Raw genomic sequence first — 23,398 nt, forward strand, 5'->3', positions numbered from 1 at the left:
TGATGCCGGCTATTATGACGGATCATGGTTGAGCGCACCGGGGAAATCGGCTAGGCTTGCCCGGCGCAGCAGCAGCACGTGCTGCATCAAGCCAATTCAGCGGAGGACCGCCATTGAACGCCAGCGCCACGCCCGTGGTTCGTCACGGGCCGTATCCGGAACTGACCGTCACGTCGGTCCTGGTGGGTTATTTCCTGGGGGCAATCATCGCTGTGAGCATTGGTTATGCTGCGCTGATTCTGGGGTTTTCGATCGAGGGTTCCGAACTGGCCGCGATTCTGGGGTTTGCCATTCTCCGCGGCATGTTGGGGCGCAACTCCATCATCGAAAACAACATTGTCCAGACCGTCGCCAGCGCGGTCAACGGGGCGGCATCGGGCCTGATGTTCTCGGTGCCGGCTTTCTTCATTCTTGGTGAAACGAACTTTGATCCGATTCTGCTGACCTTCGGGTGCATTGCCGGCGCGTTTCTCGGTATCGCCTTCATCATCCCGCTCAGAAAGCAGATGATCGACTACGAGCGCCTGACCTATCCTGGTGGCGTGGCCGTGGCCACCATCCTCAAGTCGCCGGGCGCGGGCATGAACAAGGCGATGTATCTGATCGGTGCGGCGCTGTTTGCAGCCCTCATCCACATCATCGTGCAGCTCAGTGGCGAGAGCTATTTCGACCTCGGTAGTCGCATCGGCATGCCGGAGTACATGAACGGTGTTTGGTATCTGTCGCTGCTGACCATTGGAGTGGCCTATATTGCCGGCAAGGGTGGTGTGGCCTTCATCATCGGCGGTTTTCTGTGCTACTGGATTCTGGCACCGTTTCTCGACTTCAGCGGGCTGATGCCGGTCAGCCCCGAGACCGGAGAAGCGCTCAGTGATCCCGCCCTGCTTCAGGGCCTGCTGTATCGACCGGTCGGCATCGGCATGCTGATTGGCGGCGCGATCGCCGGCGTCATCATGGCGCTGCCGCTGATCGTCTCGGCGGTGCGCAGCATGCAGAACGCCGCGCGCAGCAAGGCCGCACTGGCCGGCGACGAAATGCCCATCAAGCTCCTGTACTTTGCGATTGGCGGCGCGGCCCTGCTGCTGATCGCGATGGCGGTGCTGTCGACCGAGGAGACCGGGTGGGTGCGCGGCATCACCATGGGCATTGTCGGTACGCTGTGGATCTGGATTGCCGGCGTGATCCTGTCGGAGGCGATCGGACGCACCAACTGGTCGCCGCTGTCGGGCATGACGCTGATCGGTGTAACCCTGATGATCTTCATCGCCCGCGGCATGGATGATTCGTCCGCGATCATCGCGGCGGTCATGGTCGGCGGCGCCATGGCGGTGGCGATGTCGCAGGCAACCGACCTGATGCTGGACCTGAAGACCGGCTATCTGGTCGGGGCCACGCCGCGGGTCCAGCAGATGGGACAGTTTCTCGGCGCCTGGCTGGGCCCGATTCTGATCGTGTCACTGATTTTCATTCTGCACGAGGCCTACGGACTGGGCAGCGACAAGCTGCCGGCGCCCCAGGGACAGGCGCTGGCCAGCATGGTTTCGGGCATCCTCGGCGGTGATGTGCCGATCGACAAGTATCTCGCCGGGGCTGGCCTGGGCGCCCTGCTCAGCTTGGCCAGCCCGGGGCTGGGCATTACCGTCGGCCTGGGTTTCTACCTGCCCTTTGCCATCGTGTTGACCTATGCCATCGGCACGCTGGTTCGCGTGATCAGCGACTGGCGGCTTGGTCATCGCTTTGCCGATGATGTCGGCATTCCGGTGGCTGCCGGATTGATCGTCGGGGAGGCGCTGGTCGGTGTCGGCTTCGCTCTGGCCAAGATCTACCAGGGGATGGGCGCATGAAAGTACTGAGCCTGATCCTGATTGCAATCGGTTTTGTCGGTGGCGCGATGATGTCGGTATTGACCGTGGAAGGTGTGCTGTGGCCGGCGTATGCCGGGGTATTGGCGGTGGGCGTGATCGGTCTGGTTCTGCTGCGGCGCAGCGATCGTGCCGCGGCCAGCGACGATGGTCACGTGCATGGCAGCCTGTCGACGCTGTCGACAGCACTGGACCATATCTGCGCGCAGCTCGACGAGCTCGTCTCCAGGCGGGCAGAGATCCCGCCGCACCAATTCCGCTTCGAAATTGATCGCCGTTTCAGGGATCAGCTGACGGCCTTTGCCGAGTCGCGTGAGGCGATGCAGCATGCCTTCGGGCTGCAGGCCTATGCCGATATCATGAGCGCCTTTGCCGCCGGTGAGCGGTACATCAATCGCGTCTGGACGGCATCGGCCGACGGCTATATCGACGAGGTGCTGGCCTACCTGGACAAGGCGCATCGCCAATTCGACGAGGCCCGCGAATCGTTTCGTGCCCAGCGTAGCTGAAGCATCCGCTTGTGCTATCTTGACTCGGTGATTGCTCGCATCCTCGCAGGCCTGATTGCCCTTGCCGTGCCGGTGATTGCCCTGCCGGCTGATACGTTGTATGTGGGTGAGGCGGTGCTGCCCGAAGACCGGCAGGCAACCGTGAACGACCTCGCCGACGCCCTGGACGAGGTTCTGGCCCGACTGACCGGGAGATTCGACGAATCCCTGATACAACAATTGGGCCTTGGCCCCGACGAAGTTCGTTCCCTGGTGCTGGCACGCCAGCGCTTCGAGCGTGAACGACCATCTCCGGACGGTGAATTGGCGACCACGGTGCGCCTTCGGGCCGAGTTCGATCCCGCTGCAGTCCGCGAAATCCTGACGCAGCATGGCCTGCCCCGTTGGGGCCAGGAGCGTCCTGCCATTCTGCTCTGGGTGGCCGTGGAGGACGAAGCCGGCACCCGCTTTCTGTCTGACCCGTACCTGGAATACCTGATTGCCGAGAACGGCCGACGCCTCGGGCTTGACATCGTTCTGCCACTGGGTGACGCGCTGGATCTGGCCGAGGTGACGCTGGCGGACGTTCGTGGCGGCTTCCTCGGCTCGGCCGAGGCCGGCGCGCTGCGCTACGGGGCCGGTGTGACCGCAATGCTGGATTTGCGCAGCATGCCGTCGGACCAGGATGAGTCACGCTGGCGTGGACGCTGGTTCTGGCGCATCGGCGAGCAGGATCAAAGCCTGAACCGGACGGCTGCAGACCTGGAATTGCTGGTTGAAACAGGGCTTGAGCGGGTGGCATCCAGCCTGGCGGCGCGCTATGCAGTCCATGATGCCGAGGTCTCTGCCGGGCTGCAGCGCATCCGGGTCAGCGGCATTGTCGACGAGGTGCACTATGCGCTGGTGCTCGATTATCTCGAAAACCTCAGTGTGGTTGAGCAGGTCCGCGTGCTCGCGGCCGATCAGCGCGCCATCGATTTCCAATTGCTGACCACAGGCGGGAATCTGGCGGTCTTTCTGGAAATGGGCGGGTTGCTGGTGCCTGAGACGGGCAACGGCGGCGACTGGCCCGTTTATCGGCTGCGGCGTTGAGCCTCCGGTTTTTACCCAATCTGCTCACTGTGGGGCGCATGGTCGTGGTGCCCCCTATGGCCTGGTTGTTGTTGAGCGGTTATTACGACTGGGCGCTGGGGCTGGCGGTCTTTGCCGGGGTTTCAGATCTGCTCGACGGCTGGCTGGCGCGTCGCTACGGCTGGCAGACCCGCTGGGGCGGCGTTCTCGATCCCCTGGCCGACAAGTTTCTGATGGTCGTCGGCTATCTGACCCTGGGCTGGCTCGGCGAACTGCCCTGGTGGTTGATTGTTGCGGTCGTGTTCCGCGATCTGGTCATCGTCGTTGGCGGCTATATTTACTACACCCGATTCGAGCACTTCGAGGCGGAACCCACGCAGCTGTCGCGCTTCAATACCTTCTGCCAGGTCTTCCTGATGTGGTTTGTGCTGCTGCGCCTGGCCGGGTTTCCGCTACCGCCGGAAGGACAGCTGGGCCTGGTCTGGCTGGTTGGCCTGCTGGTCGGCCTGACGCTGGTTCAGTATGTCTGGATCTGGTCTGGCCGTGCGGTTCGCGTCACGCGCGCCCGCCGCGCAGGTGACGATGCCGGGGAACCCTGAGCGATGAACCGTCGGCGATGAACCGATTTCAGCTTCCTCTTGCGCTCAAGCCGCCGCGCCGCCCCAGTTTTGACAACTTCATCGCCGGGTCCAACCGGGCCGTGGTTGGCACCCTTCGCGACGGCCTGGAGTCTGCCGGCTGGTATTTTCTGCGCGGCCCTGCCGGGTCGGGGCGCTCGCATTTGGTCGCATCGGCCTTTGCCGAGCGGTGTCGGCGCGGCGAGTCGGCGCGTTTCATTGCGCTGTCCCAGCCCGATCAGGTCGAACTGCTCGCGCACACGTGCGGGGACTGGATCATGATTGACGATGTCGATGTCGTTGCCGGCGTTGGCGAGGCCGAGCACAGCCTGTTCAGCGCCCTCAATCGCTGGCGCGACGAGCGCTGCGGGTTGATCATGAGCGGCCGGGGTCGGGACCGCTTCGAGCTGCCCGACCTGCGCTCGCGGCTCGACCAGGCCGTGCGCCTGGCGCTGACGCCGCTGGATGAGGCAGGGCTGGCCCAGTTGATCCGCCAGCTGGCCGAAGAGCACGAGGTGCCGTTGGGCCGTGGCGTGATCGACTATCTGCTCAGCCGTGCACCCCGCAACGCGGCCCGCCTGAGTGAGCTGATCGAGCGCTGCTCGCGCCGTGCTGGCCCAACGGCGCGCCGTGTCCGTTCCCCTGGTGCGCGAACTGATTGCCGATTGCTGATCGCGCCGGCTCGCCCGTCGGGTCAGTAGCCGGAGCTGTGCACGTCGCGAACCGCGCGGCCGGAGGGATCGGCCATCTCGCTGAAACGCTCGTCCCAGGCCATCGCTTCCGGCGTTGAGCAGGCCACCGAGGGGCCGGCGGGCACGGTGGCGGCGGCAGCCGGTGAGGGGAATTGACGCTCGAACAGACGGCGATAGAGAAAGGCTTCCTTGGACGCAGGCGGATTGACGGGAAAGCGGCTGGGTGCTTCGGCCAGCTCGCGATCGCTGACCCGATCATCGGCGTGCGCCTTGAGCGCATCGATCCAGCCATAACCGACTCCGTCGGAAAACTGCTCCTTCTGCCGCCACAGGATTTCGTCGGGCAGCAGTCCGGCGCCGGCCTGACGAAGGATCGCCTTTTCCGGCCGCTCCCCCCCGGGCATGCGGTCAGCCGGGTCGATATGCATGGCATAGTCGACGAACGCCAGATCGAGAAATGGCACCCGCGCCTCCACGCCCCAGGCTGCCATCGACTTGTTGGCGCGCAGGCAGTCATACAGATGCAGCTTGTCGACCTTGCGCACGGTCTCCTCGTGAAAAGCCTGCGGTGAGGGCGCCTTGTGAAAGTACAGATAGCCGCCGAAGATCTCGTCGGCGCCCTCTCCGGACAGCACCATCTTGATGCCCATGGCCTTGATCCGGCGTGCCAGCAGAAACATGGGGGTCGAAGCGCGTACCGTCGTGACGTCGCAGGTTTCAATGTGGTAGATGACGTCTTCGAGCGCATCCAGGCCGTCCTGAACAGTGTAGTGGAACTCGTGGTGCTGGGTGCCGATGGCGGCCGCTGCAACCCGCGCGGCGGCAAGGTCGGGCGACGCCTCCAGGCCGATCGCAAAGGAATGAAGCCGGGGCCACCAGGCCCCTTCGGTATCGTCGGACTCGACGCGACGATCGGCGTGGCGCGCGGTCATGGCCGCAATCAGCGAGGAGTCCAGTCCGCCCGACAGCAGCACGCCGTAAGGGACATCACCCATCATTTGCCGATGCACAGCCGCTTCAAGCTGCTGGCGCAGGACGGTCGGATCGCCGGGTCGGGTGGCCTGGCAGGCATCGCGCCAGGCTGGCTGATACCATCGGCGCACATGCCCTTCGCTTGAGTCGAGCAGATGACCGGGTGGAAAGACCTCGACCTGACGGCACCAGGGTTCGATTGCCTTCATCTCGGAGGCGACCCAAAGCATGCCGTCGTCATCGCGCCCGAAGTAGAGCGGCATGACACCGATCGGGTCGCGCGCGATCAGGTAGCGATCATCGGCCTCGTCGTACAGTACAAAGGCAAAGATGCCGTTGAGCCGGTTCAGGCATTCGGCGCCGAAGCGCCGGTACAACGGCACGATGACCTCGCAGTCCGAGCCGGTGCGGAAGGGATAGTCGCCGCATTCAGCGCGCAGGGCGCGGTGATTGTAGATTTCACCGTTGACGCCCAGAACCTGTCGGCGGTCAGCCGAGATGATGGGTTGGGCGCCTGATTCAATATCGACGATGGCCAGGCGCTCGTGGGCGATGATGGCGCGGTCGTGAACATAGATGCCACTCCAGTCCGGGCCGCGATGGCGCTGCCGGCGAGACGCCTCAAGTGCAACGCCCCGCAGGCCGCGACGGCCTGCGGGGAGATCAAACAGGCCCAGGATCGAACACACCCGGGCTATTGAGGCGCGAGACGGGTCATGCTGCGGACTTCAATGCCGCGTTCGGTCAGAAAGACCGTGGCACCGGAGTACTCGTAGATTTCTCCCAGAATGTTCATGGCGTCCGCGGCCTGGACCATGTCGGATTCCGGGTTGGCTTCCTGGAGCTGCTCGGCCATCCGATTCATCAGCGTGGACATGACCTTGGAGTAGCCCTCGAAGTTCAGTCCGTAGTGCATCAGCGCGTTGTCGCCTTCGGTCGGTTCGAGCGCGCTGGGCAGCTGGCTGCGCTGGGACTCGCCGATCGCGATACCGAGCGCATCGCTGCCCAGGGCGGCATAGGCCGACAGCGAGGGCATGCCCTGCAGGAGACTGGCGGGCAGCTCGACCGGCTCGCCGCCGGGTTCGAGCTGCAGCGAGGCCAGTTCCGGGGAGAACATCTGGGCCATGCCGAGCAGCATCTGCGGATTGCGCATGTGCAGGGTAAAGATCCCACCGGCATCGACCGGCACGGCGTTCTCGCCGAGCTGCAAGCTGTCGACGCCGAGTCGCAGGCCGTACAGATTGGTGACCACCGGCGGAATGGGCTGATTGAGCGCGGTCTGCCAGTCTTCGGCACCGACGGCAATGTTATTGAACAGACTGCACTGCGGCGGGTTTTCCACCCAGCCGGCAACCAGTTCGCGCGCAAAGTCGCGTGCGGCAACCATGTTGAACGCCAGACCGAAATCGAACACGCCGCTCTCTCTGCCGGTCAGACTGACCGGGGCCTGGGCGATAGCCGAGAGTCGCTGGCCAAAGGCGGCATCCGTCTCGAAAATCAGGTCCATGCCCATGCGCTCGGCGCTGACTTCGGTATAACCGAAACTGATGCGCGGGAATGTCGCTGCCAGTGCATCGAGCTCGGCACGGCAGGCCGGATCATTGCCTATCTCGGCCATTGGTGCGGTGGCTTCGGCGGCCGTCAGCATCTCGTCGTCGCTGTCGAGCAACACATTGAACAGGGTCTTGAATTCGACGAAGCCGCTGCCGTATGCGGTGTGGCCGCGTTCACGCCCGAACTCGGCCAGGTCGTCCGGATCGAAAGCGCTGGCTGGCTGATCGAGGTTGGCAACGCGCCGCAGCAGGGCGAGGTTATCCGGCACCAGCGCGGCGGTGGCATAGTCCTGATCGTGGTGCAGGGCGACGCCGAATGCGTCGAAATCAATCCAAAGCAGCCGTTGGTCGTCGATCGTGCGCCAGCCCGCTTCCGACGAGGCTTTTTCGGCGATGCGCTCAAGCATGGCGGCAAAGGCATCGCTGTCGCTGAGCTGCCAGTGCACGAACGGAAACACCGAGACTGTGTGCATCGCCCAGTGACCGTTGGGGTGCAGGCCGCGCTCCGCGAGTGCTGCGCGACTGTCGATAGCAAACATCTCCTCCATCAGGGCACTGGCCAGCGCGGAGTCGATTTCCTCGGCGATCGTCTCGTAGCTGGTGCGGTTGATTTCGGCGAACGCCTCCATCGGCTTCCAGAGCCTTTCGCTGAGGTCTTCCGGCAGCGTCTGGAGGTTGGCGAACAGCAATGGGGTGTCGGCGTCGATTCGGTCAAACAGTGCAGTGGATGCGGAAGCCGCGTCTTGCGGTTGCTGCGCTTCGGCCGGGGCCTGCTCGGCCTCGTCCCGGCCGCAGCCGGCGATCAGCAGGGCAGTCATCAGCACGATGGTGAAATTCCTGGTCATTTCTGATATCTCCTCGGATGGGATTATGGCATTAGTGTTATACAACACCAATACACTTGTCAAGGGCAATCGGTTTCGGATCAGCCCAGCGCTTTCACGCCGCTGATGAGTTGCTGCGCCACTTTCTGCGCGTCACCGTAGAGCATGCGGGTGTTGTCCTCGAAAAACAGCAGGTTTTCGATGCCCGAAAAACCGGTGCCCTGGCCACGCTTGATGACGATACAGTTGCGCGCCCTGTCGACGTCCAGAATCGGCATGCCGTAGATCGGGCTGGCGCTGTCCTTGCGGGCGGCCGGGTTGACGACATCGTTGGCGCCGATGACCAGGGCCACGTCGGTGGTCGGGAACTGGGCGTTGATGTCTTCGAGGTCGTAGATCAAGTCGTAGGGCACACCGGCTTCGGCCAGCAGCACGTTCATGTGACCCGGCATGCGCCCGGCCACCGGGTGAATGGCAAAACTGACCTTGACGCCGCGGCTGGTCAGGAGCTCGGTCAGTTCCCAGATCTTGTGCTGCGCCTGGGCAACCGCCATGCCGTAGCCGGGCACGATGATCACCTTTTCGGCGTAGGCCATCTGAATCGCCGCATCGGTGGCATCGATCGAGCGCATCTCGCCCGAGGCCGGACCGCCCTGCGCGTCCTCGTCGGTCTTGCCGAAGCCGGCGAACAGCACGTTCGTCAGCGGCCGGTTCATCGCCTTGGCCATCAGCTGGGTCAGCAGGGCGCCGGCTGCGCCGACCACGGTGCCGGCAATCATCATGGCCGGGTTCTGGAGGACGTAGCCTTCAAAACCGACGGCCAGGCCGGTCAGGGCGTTGTAGAGTGAAATGACGACCGGCATGTCGGCGCCGCCGATCGGCACGGTGATCAGGATGCCGGCCAGCAGTGCGGCGGCGAAGAACAGCAACAGCAGCTGCGGTGAGGGACCCTGGATGACGAGCAGACCACCGAGCACCAGGGTGGCAGCAAACACCAGCAGATTGAGCAGCTGCTGACCCCCGAAGCGCCAGGTCTTGCGCATCCAGCCCTGCAGTTTGGCAAAGGCGATCAACGAGCCCGAAAAGGCAACCGAGCCGATAATGCCGCCGGCAACGGCCAGCACGATGGTTGCCAGGTCCATGTCGACCTGGCCGGCAAAGGCCTTGAGCAGCTCGACCGCGGCGATCGCCGCGGCGGCACCGCCGCCCATGCCGTTGTAGAGCGCGATCATCTGCGGCATGTCGGTCATGGCCACGCGTCGGGCGGTCCACCACGCGGCAACGGAACCGATGCCGATGGCAATGATCATCAGCGCGTAGTTGCCCTCGACCTTGGGGTGGAGGAAGGTGACCAGGATGGCGACCAGCATGGCCACTCCGGACCACAGGATGCCGCGGCGTGCGGTCACCGGTGAACTCATCGCCTTGAGGCCGTAGATGAACATCACCGCGGCAACGAAATAGGCGGCGGGAACGATGAAGTCGAGACCCGGTATCATCGTTTCACTCCTTGTTGCGCGGCCCGGAGGCCTTGAACATCTCGAGCATCCGTTCGGTCACGACATAGCCTCCGACCACGTTGCCTGCTGCCAGGAACACGGCTATGAAACCGACCACCATCTCGGCGGTGGTGCTGGCCATGCCCAGTATGACCATGGCGCCGACCAGCACGATGCCGTGAATGAAATTCGACCCCGACATCAGGGGTGTGTGAAGAATGGCCGGCACGCGCGAGATGACCTCGACGCCGGTAAATGCCGCCAGCATGAATATGTAGAGCGCTACCCAGCCTTCCATCAGGCGTTTCCTCGCAATTTGAATCGGTGTTGGGAGCCCACGAACCGACATCCGGACGAACACTTCGTCGGACGGCAGCCCGAAACCCGGAATCCTGACCCCTGAACCCTCACTTGAACTTCTCGTGGACGATCGCACCGCCGTGCGCCAGCAAACAGCCGGCAATCACTTCGTCGTCGGTGTCAACCGTCAGCCCGCCGCCCTCGTCAATCAGCAGACCAAGCAGGTTGAACAGGTTTCGGGCATACATTTCCGAGGCGTGCAGCGGCGCACGCGAGGGGAGATTGAGCGGTCCGCTGATCAGTACGCCGTCGTGGTCGACGGTCTCGCCAGGCCGGGTCAGCTCGCAGTTGCCGCCGGTCTCGGCGGCCAGGTCGACGATCACGCTGCCGGGCTGCATGGCATCGACCATCGCTTCGGTGATGATTGTCGGTGCCGGCCGCCCCGGAATGGCTGCCGTGGAGACCACCACATCGGCCCGCGCCAGATGTTCAGCCAGCGCGTCAGCCTGCTGCTGGCGTTCTTCGTCGGTCAGCTCGCGTGCATAACCGCCTTCGGTCTCTGCGTCCACGCCGGTGTCAATCATGCGGGCCCCGAGCGACTCGACCTGTTCCCGGGCCGCGGCGCGGATGTCGTAGGCTTCGACCTGGGCACCCAGCCGGCGCGCCGTGGCGATCGCCTGCAGGCCCGCGACACCGGCCCCGATGATCACGGCTTTGGCCGGTCTCAGGGTGCCGGCGGCGGTGGTCAGCATCGGGAACAGCCGCGGGGCGATGTCGGCGGCGACGATGACCGCCTTGTAGCCGGCGATGGTGGCCTGGGAAGACAATACGTCCATGGCCTGTGCCCGCGTGATGCGCGGTACCAGCTCCATGGAGATCAGGGACAGCCCCCGTTCGGCTACCTGGCGCAGGGCATCGAATTGGCTGAAGGGGTTGAGCTGACCGATGACCAGCGTGCCGGAATCCGCTTTCGACAGCAGGCTGTCCGGCGGGCGCCGCACGGTCAGCACGATGTCACATTCACCGGCCAGCTGCTCGGCCTGGTCAATGATTCGGCAGCCCGCCCAGGCCGCGTCGGGGTGACCCGCAGCGGTGCCTGCGCCAGTTTCGACCAGCAGTTCGTGACCGCCGGCGGCCAGGCGGCCGGCCGTCGCTGGATCCAGCGCCACGCGGCGCTCGCCGGTCGTGGTTTCCCTGACAATTCCGATCTTCAGCGTCATGGCAGTCCCTCGTAGAGGTAGCAGAGTGTAGCCGCTGACCCTTGCTACATCAATTGTTGCCTCGATATCCGGTCCCATTCGGCTGATCTGACCCTATGCAGGGCCCGCCGGCGTGGCGCAATCCGACATCCGGACTTCATCGTTTTCCGTTACAGTGCGCGCCATGAGCCGATTGAGTCGAACCTGTGTGCTGGCCTCAGTGGCGGCCGTGCTTGGCCTGGCCGGCGCTGTGCGGGCAGCCGAATCACCCGAGGCCTGGTACGCCGACGCGGCCCGGCAGGTGGCCGAGCGGCGGCAGGTCACCGGCGCAGCGCCGGCAAAGAACCTCGTCCTGTTTGTCGGTGATGGCATGAGCCTCGCGACGGTGGCTGCAGCCCGCATCCTGGCCGGACAGCTGCGCGGCGAGTCCGGTGAGCGCAACCGACTGCACTTCGAGCGCTTTCCGTATACCGCCCTGGCCAGCACATTCAACACGGACCGGCAGACGCCGGACTCGGCCGGCACCATGACAGCGATGGCAACCGGCGTGCGCAGTTTTGCCGGCGCAATCCGGGTCGACCAGCGCGCCCGGCGCGGTGACTGTGCCTCGATGGCCGGCAGCGAGCGCGTCTCGCTGATCGATCTTGCCGTGCATGCCGGCCTGCGCACCGGCATCGTGACCACGACACGGATCACCCATGCGACTACGGCAGCGCTGTACGCTCATTCAGTCGACCGTGAATGGGAGACCGACCGCGGCATCCCTCCTTCCCAGCGTGATGGTGGCTGTCGGGATATCGCCCGTCAGCTGGTTGAGTATCCGGTTGGCGTCATCGATGTGGTGCTCGGCGGTGGACGCCGGGCCTTTGTGCCAACCGGAAAAAGCGACCCGGAAGATGCGAATGCGCGGGGGCACCGGGGTGACGATCGCGACCTGATCGAGCGATGGCAGGAGCGGCATGCCAGCGGTCGGTATGTGTGGAACCGGGCGCAGTTCGACGCATTGCCCGATCAACTGGGCGGTCCCTTGCTGGGATTGTTCGAGTCCAGCCATATGCGCTATGAGCACGATCGCCCCGAGGATCCTGCCGGCGAGCCCTCCCTGGCCGGGATGACGGCCAAGGCGCTGCGCTTGCTCGGGCACGGTGAGCGCGGCTTCGTGCTGGTGGTCGAAGGCGGCCGGATCGACCACGCTCATCACGCCAACAATGCCTGGCGTGCCCTGACCGATACCATCGCCTTTGCCGAAGCGGTGCGGGTCGCCGACGAGATGACCGGTGACGACACGCTGATCATCGTCACCGCCGACCACGGGCACGCGCTCACTTTCGGCGGCTACGGCCGGCGTGGCAATCCGGTCATGGGTCTGGCCGAGCGGCCCGGGCCGCAGCCGCGCGAGGAGCGTCTGATGCGCGACGACAAGGGCCGACCGATAACCGTACTGGGCTATGCCAACGGCCCCGGCTACCGTGGCGGCGAACGGCCGGACTTCGGAACGATCGATCCGCGTGATCCCGACTACCGGCAGGAATCCGCCGTCGGTCTGTGGTCGGCGACCCACAGCGGGGAAGACGTGCCGGTCTACGCCCGTGGTGCCGGCGCCGAGGTCATCCACGGCGCAATCGATCAGCACATGATCTTTCACGTGATGGTCCAGGCCATGCCGCCGCTGGCGCAGGTCGCGGCCGCACTGGTCAACGAGCAGGGTTTGCCCGACTGGCGGCGCCTGATGTGCCGGGTTCAGGACGATTCGGACCAGGACTGCTGAGCCCGGTGCAACCGCCCGGGCGTGCCGATATCGGCCCACCGCCCGCCGAATCGCTCGCCGCTGACCTGGTTGCGGGCGATGGCGCGCATCAGCACCGGGCGCAGCGGGCGCGGTCCCGGCTTCAGGCCGGCAAACAGCGCCGGGTCAAAAACCGCAATGCCACTGAAGGTCAGGCGCGGTCGATGGCTTTCGGCAACGACGCGCGGCCCGGCGAGCGCGAAATCACCGCGCGGGTGATGCCCGGGGTTATCGACCAGCACCAGATGGGCGGCTGCGCGCAGTGGTCGGCGCAGGCGGGCGAAATCGAAGTCGGTCAGGATATCGGCGCTGATCACGGCAAATGGCGCATTCCCGAGCAGCGGCAGCGCGTGCACGATTCCGCCAGCCGTCTCCAGGGCGCCGGGTGGCTCCCGGGAATAGGCAATCTGTGCACCGAAATCGGCACCGTTGCCAAGTGTCTCGACGATCTGCTCGCCAAGCCAGCCCAGGTTGATGACAATCCGGTCGAATCCGGCCGCGACCAGCGCCTGCACATGGCGCTCGATCAGCGTTTGGCCGGCGACCTCGACAAGCGGCTTCGGCCGGGTATCGGTCAGTGGCCGCAGCCGCGCGCCGCGACCGGCGGCCAGGATCATGGCGCGCATCGCTGTTTCCAGGCGGCCAGCAGAAGTTCGAGCTCCGACAGTTCCGGATTGCGCGCAATCGCCGCATCCAGATAGGTCATGAAGCGCGGGAGATCATCGAGGTAGTGGGGCTTGCCGTCGCGGTAGCGGATGCGGGCAAAAATGCCGATGACCTTGAGGTGGCGCTGCACACCCATCATGTCGCAGGTTCGGCGCCACAGTTCGGCAGAAGGGGTCAGCGGCAGGCCGGCGGCAAGGGCAGCTCGGCGGTAGTTTTCCAGCCAAGAATCGACGCGCGCCGGCGGCCAGCTCAGGAACGCGTCGCGGAACAGGCAGACCGGGTCGTAGCTGATCGGTCCGATGACTGCATCCTGAAAGTCGATGACGCCCGGGTTGGGCTCGGAGACGATCAGATTGCGCGGCATGAAATCGCGATGGCAGAAGACCCTGGGCTGGTCCAGCGCCCAGCGCAGCAGATTCGCGCAGACGTGATCCCAGCCGTCGAGCTCCTGTTCGGTGGGTTGCACCTGCCAGTGACGGGTCAGAAACCAGTCGACAAACAGGGCCAGTTCGCCAAGCAGCAGCGCCGGGTCGTAGTGCGGCAGGCCGCGGGTGTCGGTGTGCGTCTGCATCAGCACCAGCGTGTCGATGGCGGCCTGCATCAGGGGTGTGGCACTGGCCTCATCGAGCGCGTGATGGTAGGGACGGCGACCGAGATCCTCGAGCAGGACCAGGCCCGTGTCGGGATCGCTGGCGAGCACTTCGGGGGCGTGAACGCCGGCGGCCCGAAGCCGGCCGGCAATCTCGACAAACGGACCGACGGCCTCGCGCTGAGGCGGCGCGTCCATGACCAGATAGCTGCGGCCGGCGTGCCGGAGGCGGAAATAACGCCGGAAGCTGGCATCGGATGCGAGCGCCTCGCTTGACCAGCGCGGCCAGCCGAGCCGGCTGGCCGCCCATTGCTCGGCAAGACGTCGTCTCTCGTCGGTCACGATCGCGTCAGGCGCTCGATCAGACGCGTGTCGCGCGCGTGGTGCCAGGCGCGCTGCCAGGCCGCGAGACCGCTGACGTAGCGGCGGCAGAAGGCGCGCAGTTCGCCGGCCATTTGGGCCAGCGGATCACCGGCCGCATCCGGCAGCTGCCCCTGTGCTGCCAGTACACGATCAAAACAGCCGGCCAGCCAGTCCGGCAGCTGCATGCTGCGCCGGGTCATGCGGATGCGCTCGACCGTCTGTCCGCGCAGATGCAGCAGGTCCTGGCACAGCTGGGCGCGGATCTCGGCGTCCGACAGCGTGGCGAGGTTGGCCAAAGCGTGGCGTAACAGACCGACACGGCTATCGATATCATCGGCATCGACGGCGAAGCCGAGACGCCGGATATGCTGGCTGAGAAAGGCGCCACGGTTGGTGCCTTTGGACCGGTCGAGATCGGACTCGCACCAGCGCCTGGGCTTGGTGCGCCGGTGAACGAGCATGTGCGGAAGGGACACATGCAGTGAGCGTGGATGCAGGTAGGTGACCAGTGCCCCGAAGAGCAGGTCCTCGTTGCGCCCCTTCGCCTGGGTGGGCAGCAGGAGCTCGCGGTTGTCGATCCCGGTCAGCGTCGTGGTCATCAGATCGTAGTTCGGCGTTGCCTGGAGATGCTCTGGCGCGCGCGCCAGCTGCCGTCCAAACAGGAGTGCGCGACCTGCGTTCTCGTCCCGACACAGGGCCGATAGATGCCGGGGCGGTTCGCCGAAGACCCACTCGATTCCGGAAGTGCCCGGATCGCCCAGCGTTCCGCTGGTGGTGAGTTTGACAGTGGCTCCGGCCGAGAGCACCGACAACAGCTGTGGATCGAGTCCGTCGAGCAGCACTTCGGGATGTTCGCGGCCGGCTGCAACCAGCAGCGCGCAGCATTCGCCCAGTATCTGGGCATGTTCTTCGATCGGATGGCGCTCGCTGGGCCGGAACTGCGAGCTGAAGTCGGCTTCCGGGTCGATGAACTGCAGCCGGCCGGCCGGTTCGGTGACCAGGGCCGGTCGGTCATCGGCAGCATCAAAACGGTAGGCCTCGAGCACTGCATCGTCGTCGAGCATGGCCATGCGCTGGCCGGCGCCGAGCAGCAGCGCCAGGTTAACCGCGCTGCCGTAGGGCAGGGCCGGGTCGGCCGGGTCGCCGGTCAGGAACCAGCCCAGATCGCTCCCGTCGACGCCAGCATCATCGGCCAGCTGTTCAATCAGCTGATGCTGTCGGTCTTTCGCCAGATGAATCAGTGCTGGTGACAGCCCGGGGCGCAATGTGTCGAGCAGCCGGGCTGTATCCCGCTGTCCCTGGGGTCGTGAATCACCGTCGATGACGACCAGGTGTTTCAGTGTCTCGGGCAAACCGGATCGGGCCGCCTGCGTGAGCAGCCGTTCGAGCATTTCGGGACGTCGGCAGGTTCGAATGAACAGCGTGGTGAGCGGCGCCGGATGCTCGCTCGAATGACCGCTGCCGATGCGCTGAAGCACCTGCTGCTGATCGATCAGCAGGTCGCGCCCGGCCAGCTCCAGCACGGCCTGTTCAATGGCGCCGGTGCGGCTGGCCGGCAGGCCGAGCGCCCGGACGATGTGTGCGGCATGTTCGCTGGCGTCCCGCAGCCGGTCGCAGGCCGCGAGCAGCCGAGTATGTTCCAGCGTGACGCGCTGCGGATGGTCGCTGCCGGCCATCAGCAGCAAGGTCTCGCGATCGTTGATGCGACGGGCGTTGAACGGCGGCGCGATATAGCGCGGGGCGTTGCTACCCGTGTCCGAACCGAGCGACACGTTGAAGCTGTATGGGTCCGGTGTCATGGCCTGCGGTCTGGAAAATGCGCGTAGTGTAGCAGTCCGTGCCGGTCAAAAAGGTACCTAAATGGTCTTGTTTTAACCCGACCGGATCCGCATAATGTCAGCAGGCAAGATTGCGGAGCAGCGCATGCTGCGGATTTCCAAGCTGACCGATTATGCAACGGTGCTGCTGGCCGAGCTGGCGCGGCGTCCGGACGCCTGTCTTCCGGCCAGCCGGCTGGCGGAAAGCACCGGCCTGGAGACGCCGACAGTTGCCAAGGTGCTCAAAACGCTGGCGCGCGCCGGCCTGGTCAACTCGGTTCGTGGCGTCAATGGCGGGTACCGACTGGCTGCAGGGCCGAAAGAGATCTCCGTGGCCCGGATCGTCAGGGCAATGGAAGGACCGATCGCTCTGACCGAGTGCGGCCTTGAACCTGGCCTGTGCTCGCATGAGTCGGACTGCAGCCTGCGCGGCAACTGGCAGCGCATTGGCCGGGCGGTCGAAAGCGCCCTGGCCGGGCTGAGCCTGGCCGACCTGGCCGAACCGCAGTCACCGCGTATTGCCATTCGCGCCGAGAGCCTGGCAGCGACCGCAAGAGAGGTTTCATGAATCAGACCACCCAACAGGTTGAGCGCTACATCCAGCAGCGATACAAGGCCGGCTTCTATACTGATATCGAATCCGATCGCGTGCCGGCCGGGCTCAATGAAGACGTGATCGCAATGATCTCGGCCAAGAAGGGCGAGCCGGAGTGGCTGCTTCAGTGGCGCCTGAGGGCTTTTCATCACTGGCAGCAGATGACCGGACCGAACTGGGCCAAGCTCAGACTGCCGGCAATCGACTTTCAGGCCATTCACTACTATTCAGCGCCGAAACAGAAGGACCGGCCCAAGAGTCTCGACGAGGTTGATCCAAAACTGCTCGAGACGTTCGACAAGCTTGGTGTGCCGCTGCACGAGCGTGCCCGACTGGCCGGTGTCGCCGTCGATGCCGTGTTCGATTCGGTTTCTGTCGGAACCACGTTCCAGAAAGAACTCAAGGCAGCCGGTGTCATCTTCTGCAGTTTCTCCGAAGCCGTGCAGGAGCACCCGGACCTGGTGCGCGAATATCTGGGATCGGTCGTGCCACATACAGACAACTACTTCGCGGCGCTCAATTCGGCCGTGTTCACGGACGGGTCGTTTGTCTACATTCCCAAGGACACACGCTGCCCGATGGAGCTGTCGACCTACTTTCGTATCAACGCCCGCGACACCGGCCAGTTCGAGCGCACGCTCATCATTGCCGAACCCGGCAGCCACGTCAGCTATCTGGAAGGATGCACCGCGCCCATGCGCGATGAAAACCAGCTGCATGCCGCTGTGGTGGAACTGGTCGCCAGGGAAAAGGCCCACATCAAGTACTCGACGGTCCAGAACTGGTATCCGGGTGACGAGGACGGCAAGGGCGGTATCTACAACTTCGTCACCAAGCGCGGCGACTGCCGAGAGGACGATGCACGGATCACCTGGACCCAGGTCGAGACCGGTTCGGCAATCACCTGGAAGTATCCATCGTGCATTCTGCGCGGCGATCGTTCGGCCGGTGAGTTCTATTCAGTCGCACTGACCCACAATTTCCAGCAGGCCGATACCGGCACCAAGATGATTCATCTGGGTCGCGATACGACCAGCAAGATCATCTCCAAGGGCATTTCTGCCGGCCACAGTTCCAACAGCTACCGCGGGCTGGTGCGGATGGCCCGGCGCGCCGAGAACGCGCGCAACTATACCCAGTGCGACAGTTTGCTGATCGGCAAGACTTGTGGTGCGCATACCTTTCCGTATATCGAATCGATGAATTCGAGCGCCCGGGTCGAGCACGAGGCAACAACTTCGCGCATCGGTGAGGATCAGCTGTTCTACTGCCGCGCGCGCGGGCTCGGTGAGGAAGATGCGGTGGCTCTGATCGTCGACGGCTTCTGCAAGGAAGTCTTCAAGGAGCTGCCGATGGAATTTGCGGTCGAGGCCAAGGCCTTGCTCGAGATCAGCCTGGAAGGTGCCGTCGGATAGCAGAGTGTCGGGGATGCGGCCACGGCCGGCGCGTAAAGACAACCCAAACGCCGGGTGCCGGGGATGCGATCCCGACCTGCGGCGAGATAGAGACGAGAACGCAAGATCATGCTTAATATCAAAAACCTGCACGTAAACGTCAGTGGTAAAGAGATACTCAAGGGGCTCGACCTCGAAGTTGGTCCGGGTGAGCTGCATGCCATCATGGGCCCGAACGGCTCGGGCAAGTCGACGCTGGGTTATGTGCTCGCCGGCCGTGAAGGCTACGAGGTCACGCAAGGCTCAATCAGCTTCGAGGGCCGGGATCTGTCGGACATGGCGCCTGAGGAGCGCGCCGCGGCGGGGCTGTTCCTGGCCTTCCAGTACCCGGTCGAGATTCCCGGCGTCAACAACGCCTATTTCCTGCGTGCCGCCCTCAATGCCCAGCGCAAGGCGCGTGGCGAGGACGAGATCGATTCAATGACTTTTCTCAAGATGGTGCGTGAGTCGCTCGGCCAGCTGAAAATGGATGATGCGCTGCTCAAGCGCGCCGTCAATGAGGGCTTCTCCGGCGGCGAGAAGAAACGCAACGAAATCGTGCAGATGGCCGTGCTGCAGCCGAAGCTGGCCGTGCTGGACGAAACCGACTCAGGCCTTGATATCGACGCGCTCAAGCTGGTAGCCGGGGGCATCAACCGGCTGCGCGATGATGCGCGTTCCTTCGTTGTGATCACGCACTATCAGCGTCTGCTGAACCACCTCACTCCTGACCGGGTGCACGTGCTGTCTGACGGTCGCATTGTCGAATCCGGCGGACAGGAACTGGCCGAACGGCTGGAAGCGCAGGGCTATGCCCATCTGGAACCGGCCGGAGCGTGAAGGATGAACAAGCTCGCCGAAAAACTGGCCGCAGCGCCTGAACGGACCGACAGTTACGCCGAGCTGCGTCAGCGTGGCCGTCGTGCGTTGATGCAGCACGGTTTTCCCGATCTAAAAACCGAGGCCTGGAAGTACACATCGCTGCGGCTGCTCGAACAGCGGAGTTTTTCATCTGCCGCTGCATCACGATCGTACGCGCCGGCGCTGCCCTTCGACGTAGACCTGCTGCATTTCTGCAACGGATTGCTGGTTGTGGACGGCCTGCAGCTTCCTGACGGGGTCAGGCTCGAGCGGGCCACGGTCGATGATTTTCAGGGCATCGAATACGGTGGGCGCGAGGACGCCTTTGCCTGGCTCAACCTGGCCTGTTTAGGCGAAGCCTGGCGACTGCGCATCGACGGCGAGCTGGATCGTCCGCTGGCGCTTGCCTTCACGACCGCCGAGGATTTCGCAGCGGCGATACACCCGCGGCTGTTCATCGATCTGGGAGAAAACGCTCAAGCGACGCTGATCGAGCTGCATTTCGGCGGCGGCGAAGGCATGGTCAATGCGGTGATGGACGTCCGCCTGGAGCAGGGCGCAGCGCTGAGGCACATCATGCGGCGTTCCGGTGGCGAACTCCTGCGCGTCGTGCGCACTCGCGTCGAGCTGTCGTGTGGTGCCGGGTATCGCGGCTACGTGCTCGACACCGGTGTGCGTCTGGGACGGCAGGATTTGAACCTGCTTCTGAGTGACGCCGGCGCGGTCGGCGAAATCGACGGAACGGTGGTCGTGGATTCCAAGCAGCATGTTGACTATCACACATCGATCGATCATTGCGTTGGTCATACCAACAGCCGTGAATCGTTTCGCCTGCTGGCCGATGGCAGCGGCGTCGGGGTGTTCAACGGGCGCATCCATATCCATCCCGGCGCTGATGACAGTCATTCGGACCTCAACACCGGCAATCTGCTGCTGGGTCAGGCCGCGCGACTCAACGTCAAGCCGGAACTGGAGATCCATGCCGAGGAAGTCACCGCCAGTCATGGCGCGACGATCGGTCAGATCGATGACAATGCCGTGTTCTACCTGCGCTCACGCGGCCTGCCGGCCGATGACGCCAACACCCTCCTGAAGTACGGCTTTGCCGCCGCACCGCTGGAAGGCGTGACGGATGAGTCGATTCGCGATTGGCTGCTGGCTGAGCTGCACAGACACTTGTGAGTCGTGACGGTATCTGGGTTCAGGTCTCAAACCGATACCGATCCGGTCATTGCTGAAACCTGAACCCTGAAACCGTTAACCTTTCCGTACCGAAGCACGGACGAGAAGACATGGCAACCGTTGAATCGAAAGTAAGAGACCAGCTCGACGTATTCGCCTTGCGCGATCAGTTTCCCGTGCTTGCCCGGACGGTTCACGGCAAGCCGCTGGTGTATCTCGATAACGCTGCCACCGCGCAGCGCCCGCTGAAGGTCATCGAGGCGGTCGACGCATTCTACCGGCGCTACAACGCCAATGTGCATCGCGGCGTGCATCAGCTTTCGGTCGAAGCTTCAGACGCCTTCGAGGGTGCGCGCGAAGACGTACGCCGCCTGCTCAACGCAGCGTCCACGCGTGAAGTGGTCTTTACCCGCGGCACCACCGAAGCGGTCAACCTGGTGGCGCAAAGCTACTTGCGCCCTCGCCTGGAGCCCGGTGACGAGATCGTGGTGACGCACATGGAGCATCACTCCAACATCGTGCCCTGGCAGCTGTTGTGCGAGCAGACCGGCGCGGTGCTCAAGGTTGCCCCCATCAACAACAGGGGCGAACTGATCGTCGATGAGCTGGCTGCGCTGATCAATGAGCGAACCCGGCTGATCGGCATCGTGCATGTATCCAATGCGCTTGGCACGATCAACCCGGTCAGAGCGGTGTGCCGGATTGCCAGGCAGCACAATGTGAAGGTGCTGGTCGACGGTGCCCAGGCCACGCCGCACATGACCGTCGACGTGCAGGCGCTGGACTGTGATTTCTACTGCATTTCAGCGCACAAGATGTACGGGCCGACCGGTATCGGGGCCCTGTGGGCGCGTGAAGCGCTGCTCGAGGACATGCCGCCCTGGCAGGGTGGCGGCGAGATGATCAGTCGAGTCAGCTTCGAGGGCACGACCTACAACGAGTTGCCGCACAAGTTTGAGGCCGGCACGCCGAATATTGCCGGCGCCATTGGATTCGGCGCGGCCGTGCGCTTTCTGGAAGCGGTCAGCATTGATGCGATCGCCTGGCAGGAACAGCGCCTACTCGATTACGCCACTGAACGCATGCAGGACGTCAAGGGACTGCGTATCATCGGTGAGGCTGCCGAAAAGGGGCCGGTGATTTCCTTCACGCTCGATGGGGTCCATCCACACGATATCGGCACCATCATCGATCACCATGGTGTTGCCATCCGTACCGGACACCACTGCGCCATGCCGGTGATGCAGTTTTTCGACCTGCCGGCAACGGCCCGGGTATCGTTTGCCGCCTATAACCTGCGCACCGAAATCGACGTTTTTCTCGACGCACTGGAGGAGGCCCGGCAAATGCTGGTCTGACCCGTGGCCTACCCGGTGCCGGCCTGCCCCTGGCTCAGCCGCACACCATAAAGTGACGGGGTACACTAACGGCCATGGCACTCGAGGCGCTTTACCAGCAGGTCATCCTCGACCACAACCGCCGCCCCCATCACTGCGGCCGTCTGCAGGGCGCAACCCACAGCGCACGCGGCCAGGACGCCCTGTGCGGCGACGATATCCTTGTTGAGCTGCGCGTCATAGATGGCCGAATCGTGGAAGCCGCGTTTTCCGGCGAGGCCTGCGCGATCACCACGGCGAGCGCTTCGATGCTGACTCAGTGGCTGCGCGGGCGCAGCGTAACCGAGCTGCAGCGTGCCTGCCAGCGGTTCCGGGAGCTGCTGGCCAATACTGCCCTGGCGGACGATCCGGTGCTGGGAGAAATCAATTGTCTGCGTGCGGTCAGTGGTTTTCCGGCCCGCGTTCGCAATGCAGTTCTGCCGTGGCACACGGCGGTGCGAGCGCTTGACGTGCCAGCAGCAAGCGGGGAGAAGCCCCCGCCCGCTTAGCGGACGGGGAGCCTGCAACCCCCTGATCGTGGAGGCTGTTTCAGGGCGTGCCGGCCTCCGGCGCGCCGCCCTGCGGCGGTTCGTCGCCGGGCTTGGCCTGGCTGCCCTTTTCGCGGTCCCAGTCCATGGCCTTGGTCTTGAACTCGCCGAACTTCTTCGAGACCTTGCTCAACTTGGCGTCCCACTCCGGGTTGGGCTGCTGGCCTTCGGTGACCTTGAAGAACACCTGCATCAGGGCGGTCATTCCGATCGGCTCGATCACCGCCTGCTTGATGCCCCAGGCGAACACCAGGGCGATCACGAGCGTCAGGATGCCGGCAGAGCCGGGAAACAGCGAGACCAGGCCGGCGACCGGCAGCAGCACCACCAGAAACACGATGAAGGTCAGGCCCCAGATGAAAAAGGCCAGCCAGAAGGCGTTCTTCAGGAAGGTCTTGTAGTTCTGGGCATAGAGGACCAGTGCGGTCTGCCCCGAGCGCCACGGGTTGTCGGACCGGGTGCGCATGTTATGGGCCAGAATGACTTCGTCGAGGTAGGTCAGCGACAGATTGATGATGGTGTTGATGAAGTTCACCAGGCCCTGGATGCCGGGAATCGGCAGGAACGAGGTGATGGTGAAAAACGCCCGGTTGAAGGCCTTGAGCACGGCCTTGATGAGCTGGTCGATGCCGAACAGCACCGAGGATTCCACGAAACGCTCCCGTACGATGCCCTGGGCGTAGTCGATCTGGCCCTTGCCGCCCGGCAATTCACGGCCTTCGAGCAGTTCGACGAGCACGGCGATGTGGCCGGCCTTGACCATGTAGAGCAGGTACTCGCGCAGGAAGTAGAGGATGGCCGAGGTGATGCCGAAGCCCACCAGGCCGCCCCAGACGCTGAACGCGCCCGGATCGTCGCCGATATGACCGACGAAATAGCCGATTCCTGCACCAACGCCGGTCACCAGCACGTAGGCAAGGGTGATGCCGAAATAAATCAGAAAACGAAACACCAGAAACGGCATCGTGCGCATCATCAGGCCGATAACTTCGCCGATTTTGAAATCCATCATGGCTATGCCCTCCGTTGGAGACGGATCCAGAGTCCCACATCATACGAGAAAAACGCCCCCGTTCTGCCAACCGGGCGATGCGCCGGCCTGTTC

20 protein-coding genes and 1 pseudogene are annotated in these 23,398 nt (G+C 64.0%); 12 read left to right on the forward strand and 9 right to left on the reverse strand.

The window, feature by feature from the left end:
• Nucleotides 1–113: 113 nt before the first annotated feature.
• The 5 genes from HND55_04680 to HND55_04700 are packed head-to-tail and all read left to right on the forward strand — an operon-like array spanning nucleotide 114 to nucleotide 4,739.
• Nucleotides 114–1,844 (forward strand): oligopeptide transporter OPT family protein, encoded by a 1,731-nt coding sequence (locus HND55_04680; protein QKK02015.1) that lies wholly within the window; start codon nucleotides 114–116, stop codon nucleotides 1,842–1,844.
• Nucleotides 1,841–2,371 carry a hypothetical protein gene (locus HND55_04685; protein ID QKK02016.1) on the forward strand — a complete coding sequence of 177 codons (531 nt, stop codon included), beginning with the start codon at nucleotides 1,841–1,843 and terminating at the stop codon, nucleotides 2,369–2,371. Before HND55_04680 ends, HND55_04685 begins: the two co-directional genes overlap by 4 nt.
• Nucleotides 2,372–2,380: 9 nt before the next feature.
• Nucleotides 2,381–3,442, forward strand: coding sequence for a DUF2066 domain-containing protein (locus HND55_04690; protein ID QKK02017.1), 1,062 nt, complete (start codon nucleotides 2,381–2,383; stop codon nucleotides 3,440–3,442).
• The gene (locus tag HND55_04695; protein QKK02018.1) at nucleotides 3,439–4,020 is read left to right on the forward strand and encodes a CDP-alcohol phosphatidyltransferase family protein; all 582 of its coding nucleotides are present in this window, start codon (nucleotides 3,439–3,441) and stop codon (nucleotides 4,018–4,020) included. The genes HND55_04690 and HND55_04695 overlap by 4 nt, the downstream gene beginning before the upstream one ends.
• A 17-nt stretch (nucleotides 4,021–4,037) precedes the next feature.
• A complete protein-coding gene (locus HND55_04700) occupies nucleotides 4,038–4,739 on the forward strand; it encodes a hypothetical protein (GenBank protein QKK02019.1) in 702 nt (233 codons plus the stop codon).
• On the opposite strand, the gene asnB is transcribed toward HND55_04700, so the two are convergent.
• The 5 genes from asnB to HND55_04725 form a co-directional block, all read right to left on the reverse strand.
• Nucleotides 4,733–6,391: an asparagine synthase B gene (asnB, locus tag HND55_04705; GenBank protein QKK02020.1), complete on the reverse strand. Its 1,659-nt coding sequence runs from the start codon at nucleotides 6,389–6,391 to the stop codon at nucleotides 4,733–4,735. The genes HND55_04700 and asnB overlap by 7 nt on opposite strands.
• Before the next feature lie 5 nt (nucleotides 6,392–6,396).
• Nucleotides 6,397–8,100, reverse strand: a complete 1,704-nt coding sequence (locus HND55_04710; protein ID QKK02021.1) for a hypothetical protein — start codon at nucleotides 8,098–8,100, stop codon at nucleotides 6,397–6,399.
• Nucleotides 8,101–8,180: 80 nt separating this feature from the next.
• The gene (locus tag HND55_04715) at nucleotides 8,181–9,578 is read right to left on the reverse strand and encodes an NAD(P)(+) transhydrogenase (Re/Si-specific) subunit beta (GenBank protein QKK02022.1); all 1,398 of its coding nucleotides are present in this window, start codon (nucleotides 9,576–9,578) and stop codon (nucleotides 8,181–8,183) included.
• Nucleotides 9,579–9,582: 4 nt separating this feature from the next.
• On the reverse strand, nucleotides 9,583–9,927 hold the full coding sequence (locus tag HND55_04720) for an NAD(P) transhydrogenase subunit alpha (protein QKK02023.1): 345 nt from the start codon (nucleotides 9,925–9,927) through the stop codon (nucleotides 9,583–9,585).
• A gap of 58 nt (nucleotides 9,928–9,985) precedes the next feature.
• Nucleotides 9,986–11,098, reverse strand: coding sequence for an NAD(P) transhydrogenase subunit alpha (locus tag HND55_04725; GenBank protein QKK02024.1), 1,113 nt, complete (start codon nucleotides 11,096–11,098; stop codon nucleotides 9,986–9,988).
• 163 nt (nucleotides 11,099–11,261) lie between these two features.
• Here HND55_04725 and HND55_04730 point away from each other — a divergent pair, with 163 nt between their 5' ends.
• A complete protein-coding gene (locus HND55_04730; GenBank protein ID QKK02025.1) occupies nucleotides 11,262–12,845 on the forward strand; it encodes an alkaline phosphatase in 1,584 nt (527 codons plus the stop codon).
• Here HND55_04730 and HND55_04735 read toward each other — a convergent pair.
• Genes HND55_04735 through HND55_04745 form a run of 3 tightly spaced genes read right to left on the reverse strand, consistent with a single transcriptional unit; the run spans nucleotide 12,818 to nucleotide 16,280 of the window.
• Nucleotides 12,818–13,489: a nucleotidyltransferase family protein gene (locus HND55_04735; GenBank protein ID QKK02026.1), complete on the reverse strand. Its 672-nt coding sequence runs from the start codon at nucleotides 13,487–13,489 to the stop codon at nucleotides 12,818–12,820. The two genes, HND55_04730 and HND55_04735, sit on opposite strands and share 28 nt — an antisense overlap.
• Nucleotides 13,477–14,463 (reverse strand): phosphotransferase, encoded by a 987-nt coding sequence (locus HND55_04740; protein ID QKK03990.1) that lies wholly within the window; start codon nucleotides 14,461–14,463, stop codon nucleotides 13,477–13,479. Before HND55_04740 ends, HND55_04735 begins: the two co-directional genes overlap by 13 nt.
• Nucleotides 14,457–16,280 carry a hypothetical protein gene (locus tag HND55_04745; protein ID QKK02027.1) on the reverse strand — a complete coding sequence of 608 codons (1,824 nt, stop codon included), beginning with the start codon at nucleotides 16,278–16,280 and terminating at the stop codon, nucleotides 14,457–14,459. The genes HND55_04740 and HND55_04745 overlap by 7 nt, the downstream gene beginning before the upstream one ends.
• A 124-nt stretch (nucleotides 16,281–16,404) precedes the next feature.
• Between HND55_04745 and HND55_04750 the strand changes: the two genes are divergently transcribed.
• From HND55_04750 to HND55_04775, 6 genes are all read left to right on the forward strand, one after another.
• Nucleotides 16,405–16,866, forward strand: a complete 462-nt coding sequence (locus tag HND55_04750; GenBank protein QKK03991.1) for an SUF system Fe-S cluster assembly regulator — start codon at nucleotides 16,405–16,407, stop codon at nucleotides 16,864–16,866.
• Entirely contained in the window at nucleotides 16,863–18,308 is a 1,446-nt protein-coding gene (sufB, locus tag HND55_04755) for a Fe-S cluster assembly protein SufB (GenBank protein QKK02028.1), read from the forward strand. The genes HND55_04750 and sufB overlap by 4 nt, the downstream gene beginning before the upstream one ends.
• Before the next feature lie 108 nt (nucleotides 18,309–18,416).
• The gene (sufC, locus tag HND55_04760; GenBank protein ID QKK02029.1) at nucleotides 18,417–19,166 is read left to right on the forward strand and encodes a Fe-S cluster assembly ATPase SufC; all 750 of its coding nucleotides are present in this window, start codon (nucleotides 18,417–18,419) and stop codon (nucleotides 19,164–19,166) included.
• A gap of 3 nt (nucleotides 19,167–19,169) precedes the next feature.
• On the forward strand, nucleotides 19,170–20,369 hold the full coding sequence (locus HND55_04765; GenBank protein QKK02030.1) for a hypothetical protein: 1,200 nt from the start codon (nucleotides 19,170–19,172) through the stop codon (nucleotides 20,367–20,369).
• 110 nt (nucleotides 20,370–20,479) lie between these two features.
• Complete coding sequence (locus tag HND55_04770) at nucleotides 20,480–21,727, forward strand: cysteine desulfurase (protein ID QKK02031.1); 1,248 nt, start codon at nucleotides 20,480–20,482, stop codon at nucleotides 21,725–21,727.
• A gap of 74 nt (nucleotides 21,728–21,801) precedes the next feature.
• Complete coding sequence (locus HND55_04775) at nucleotides 21,802–22,254, forward strand: SUF system NifU family Fe-S cluster assembly protein (protein QKK02032.1); 453 nt, start codon at nucleotides 21,802–21,804, stop codon at nucleotides 22,252–22,254.
• A gap of 118 nt (nucleotides 22,255–22,372) precedes the next feature.
• On the opposite strand, the pseudogene HND55_04780 reads toward HND55_04775, so the two are convergent.
• Nucleotides 22,373–23,305 (reverse strand): annotated as a pseudogene (locus tag HND55_04780) (hypothetical protein).
• Between the last annotated feature and the right edge of the window lie 93 nt (nucleotides 23,306–23,398).

The sequence above is a fragment of the Pseudomonadota bacterium genome, assembly GCA_013285445.1.
Taxonomy (GTDB): domain Bacteria; phylum Pseudomonadota; class Gammaproteobacteria; order Xanthomonadales; family Wenzhouxiangellaceae; genus Wenzhouxiangella.

Coding starts and splice junctions, on each gene's coding strand:
- HND55_04710 (QKK02021.1), bottom strand. CDS start 8,100: ATGACCAGGAATTTCACCATCGTGCTGATGACTGCCCTGCTGATCGCC.
- HND55_04725 (QKK02024.1), bottom strand. CDS start 11,098: ATGACGCTGAAGATCGGAATTGTCAGGGAAACCACGACCGGCGAGCGC.
- HND55_04770 (QKK02031.1), top strand. CDS start 20,480: ATGGCAACCGTTGAATCGAAAGTAAGAGACCAGCTCGACGTATTCGCC.
- HND55_04700 (QKK02019.1), top strand. CDS start 4,038: ATGAACCGATTTCAGCTTCCTCTTGCGCTCAAGCCGCCGCGCCGCCCC.
- sufB (QKK02028.1), top strand. CDS start 16,863: ATGAATCAGACCACCCAACAGGTTGAGCGCTACATCCAGCAGCGATAC.
- HND55_04765 (QKK02030.1), top strand. CDS start 19,170: ATGAACAAGCTCGCCGAAAAACTGGCCGCAGCGCCTGAACGGACCGAC.
- HND55_04730 (QKK02025.1), top strand. CDS start 11,262: ATGAGCCGATTGAGTCGAACCTGTGTGCTGGCCTCAGTGGCGGCCGTG.
- sufC (QKK02029.1), top strand. CDS start 18,417: ATGCTTAATATCAAAAACCTGCACGTAAACGTCAGTGGTAAAGAGATA.
- HND55_04775 (QKK02032.1), top strand. CDS start 21,802: ATGGCACTCGAGGCGCTTTACCAGCAGGTCATCCTCGACCACAACCGC.
- HND55_04715 (QKK02022.1), bottom strand. CDS start 9,578: ATGATACCGGGTCTCGACTTCATCGTTCCCGCCGCCTATTTCGTTGCC.
- HND55_04685 (QKK02016.1), top strand. CDS start 1,841: ATGAAAGTACTGAGCCTGATCCTGATTGCAATCGGTTTTGTCGGTGGC.
- HND55_04735 (QKK02026.1), bottom strand. CDS start 13,489: ATGCGCGCCATGATCCTGGCCGCCGGTCGCGGCGCGCGGCTGCGGCCA.
- HND55_04745 (QKK02027.1), bottom strand. CDS start 16,280: ATGACACCGGACCCATACAGCTTCAACGTGTCGCTCGGTTCGGACACG.
- HND55_04750 (QKK03991.1), top strand. CDS start 16,405: ATGCTGCGGATTTCCAAGCTGACCGATTATGCAACGGTGCTGCTGGCC.
- HND55_04720 (QKK02023.1), bottom strand. CDS start 9,927: ATGTCGGTTCGTGGGCTCCCAACACCGATTCAAATTGCGAGGAAACGC.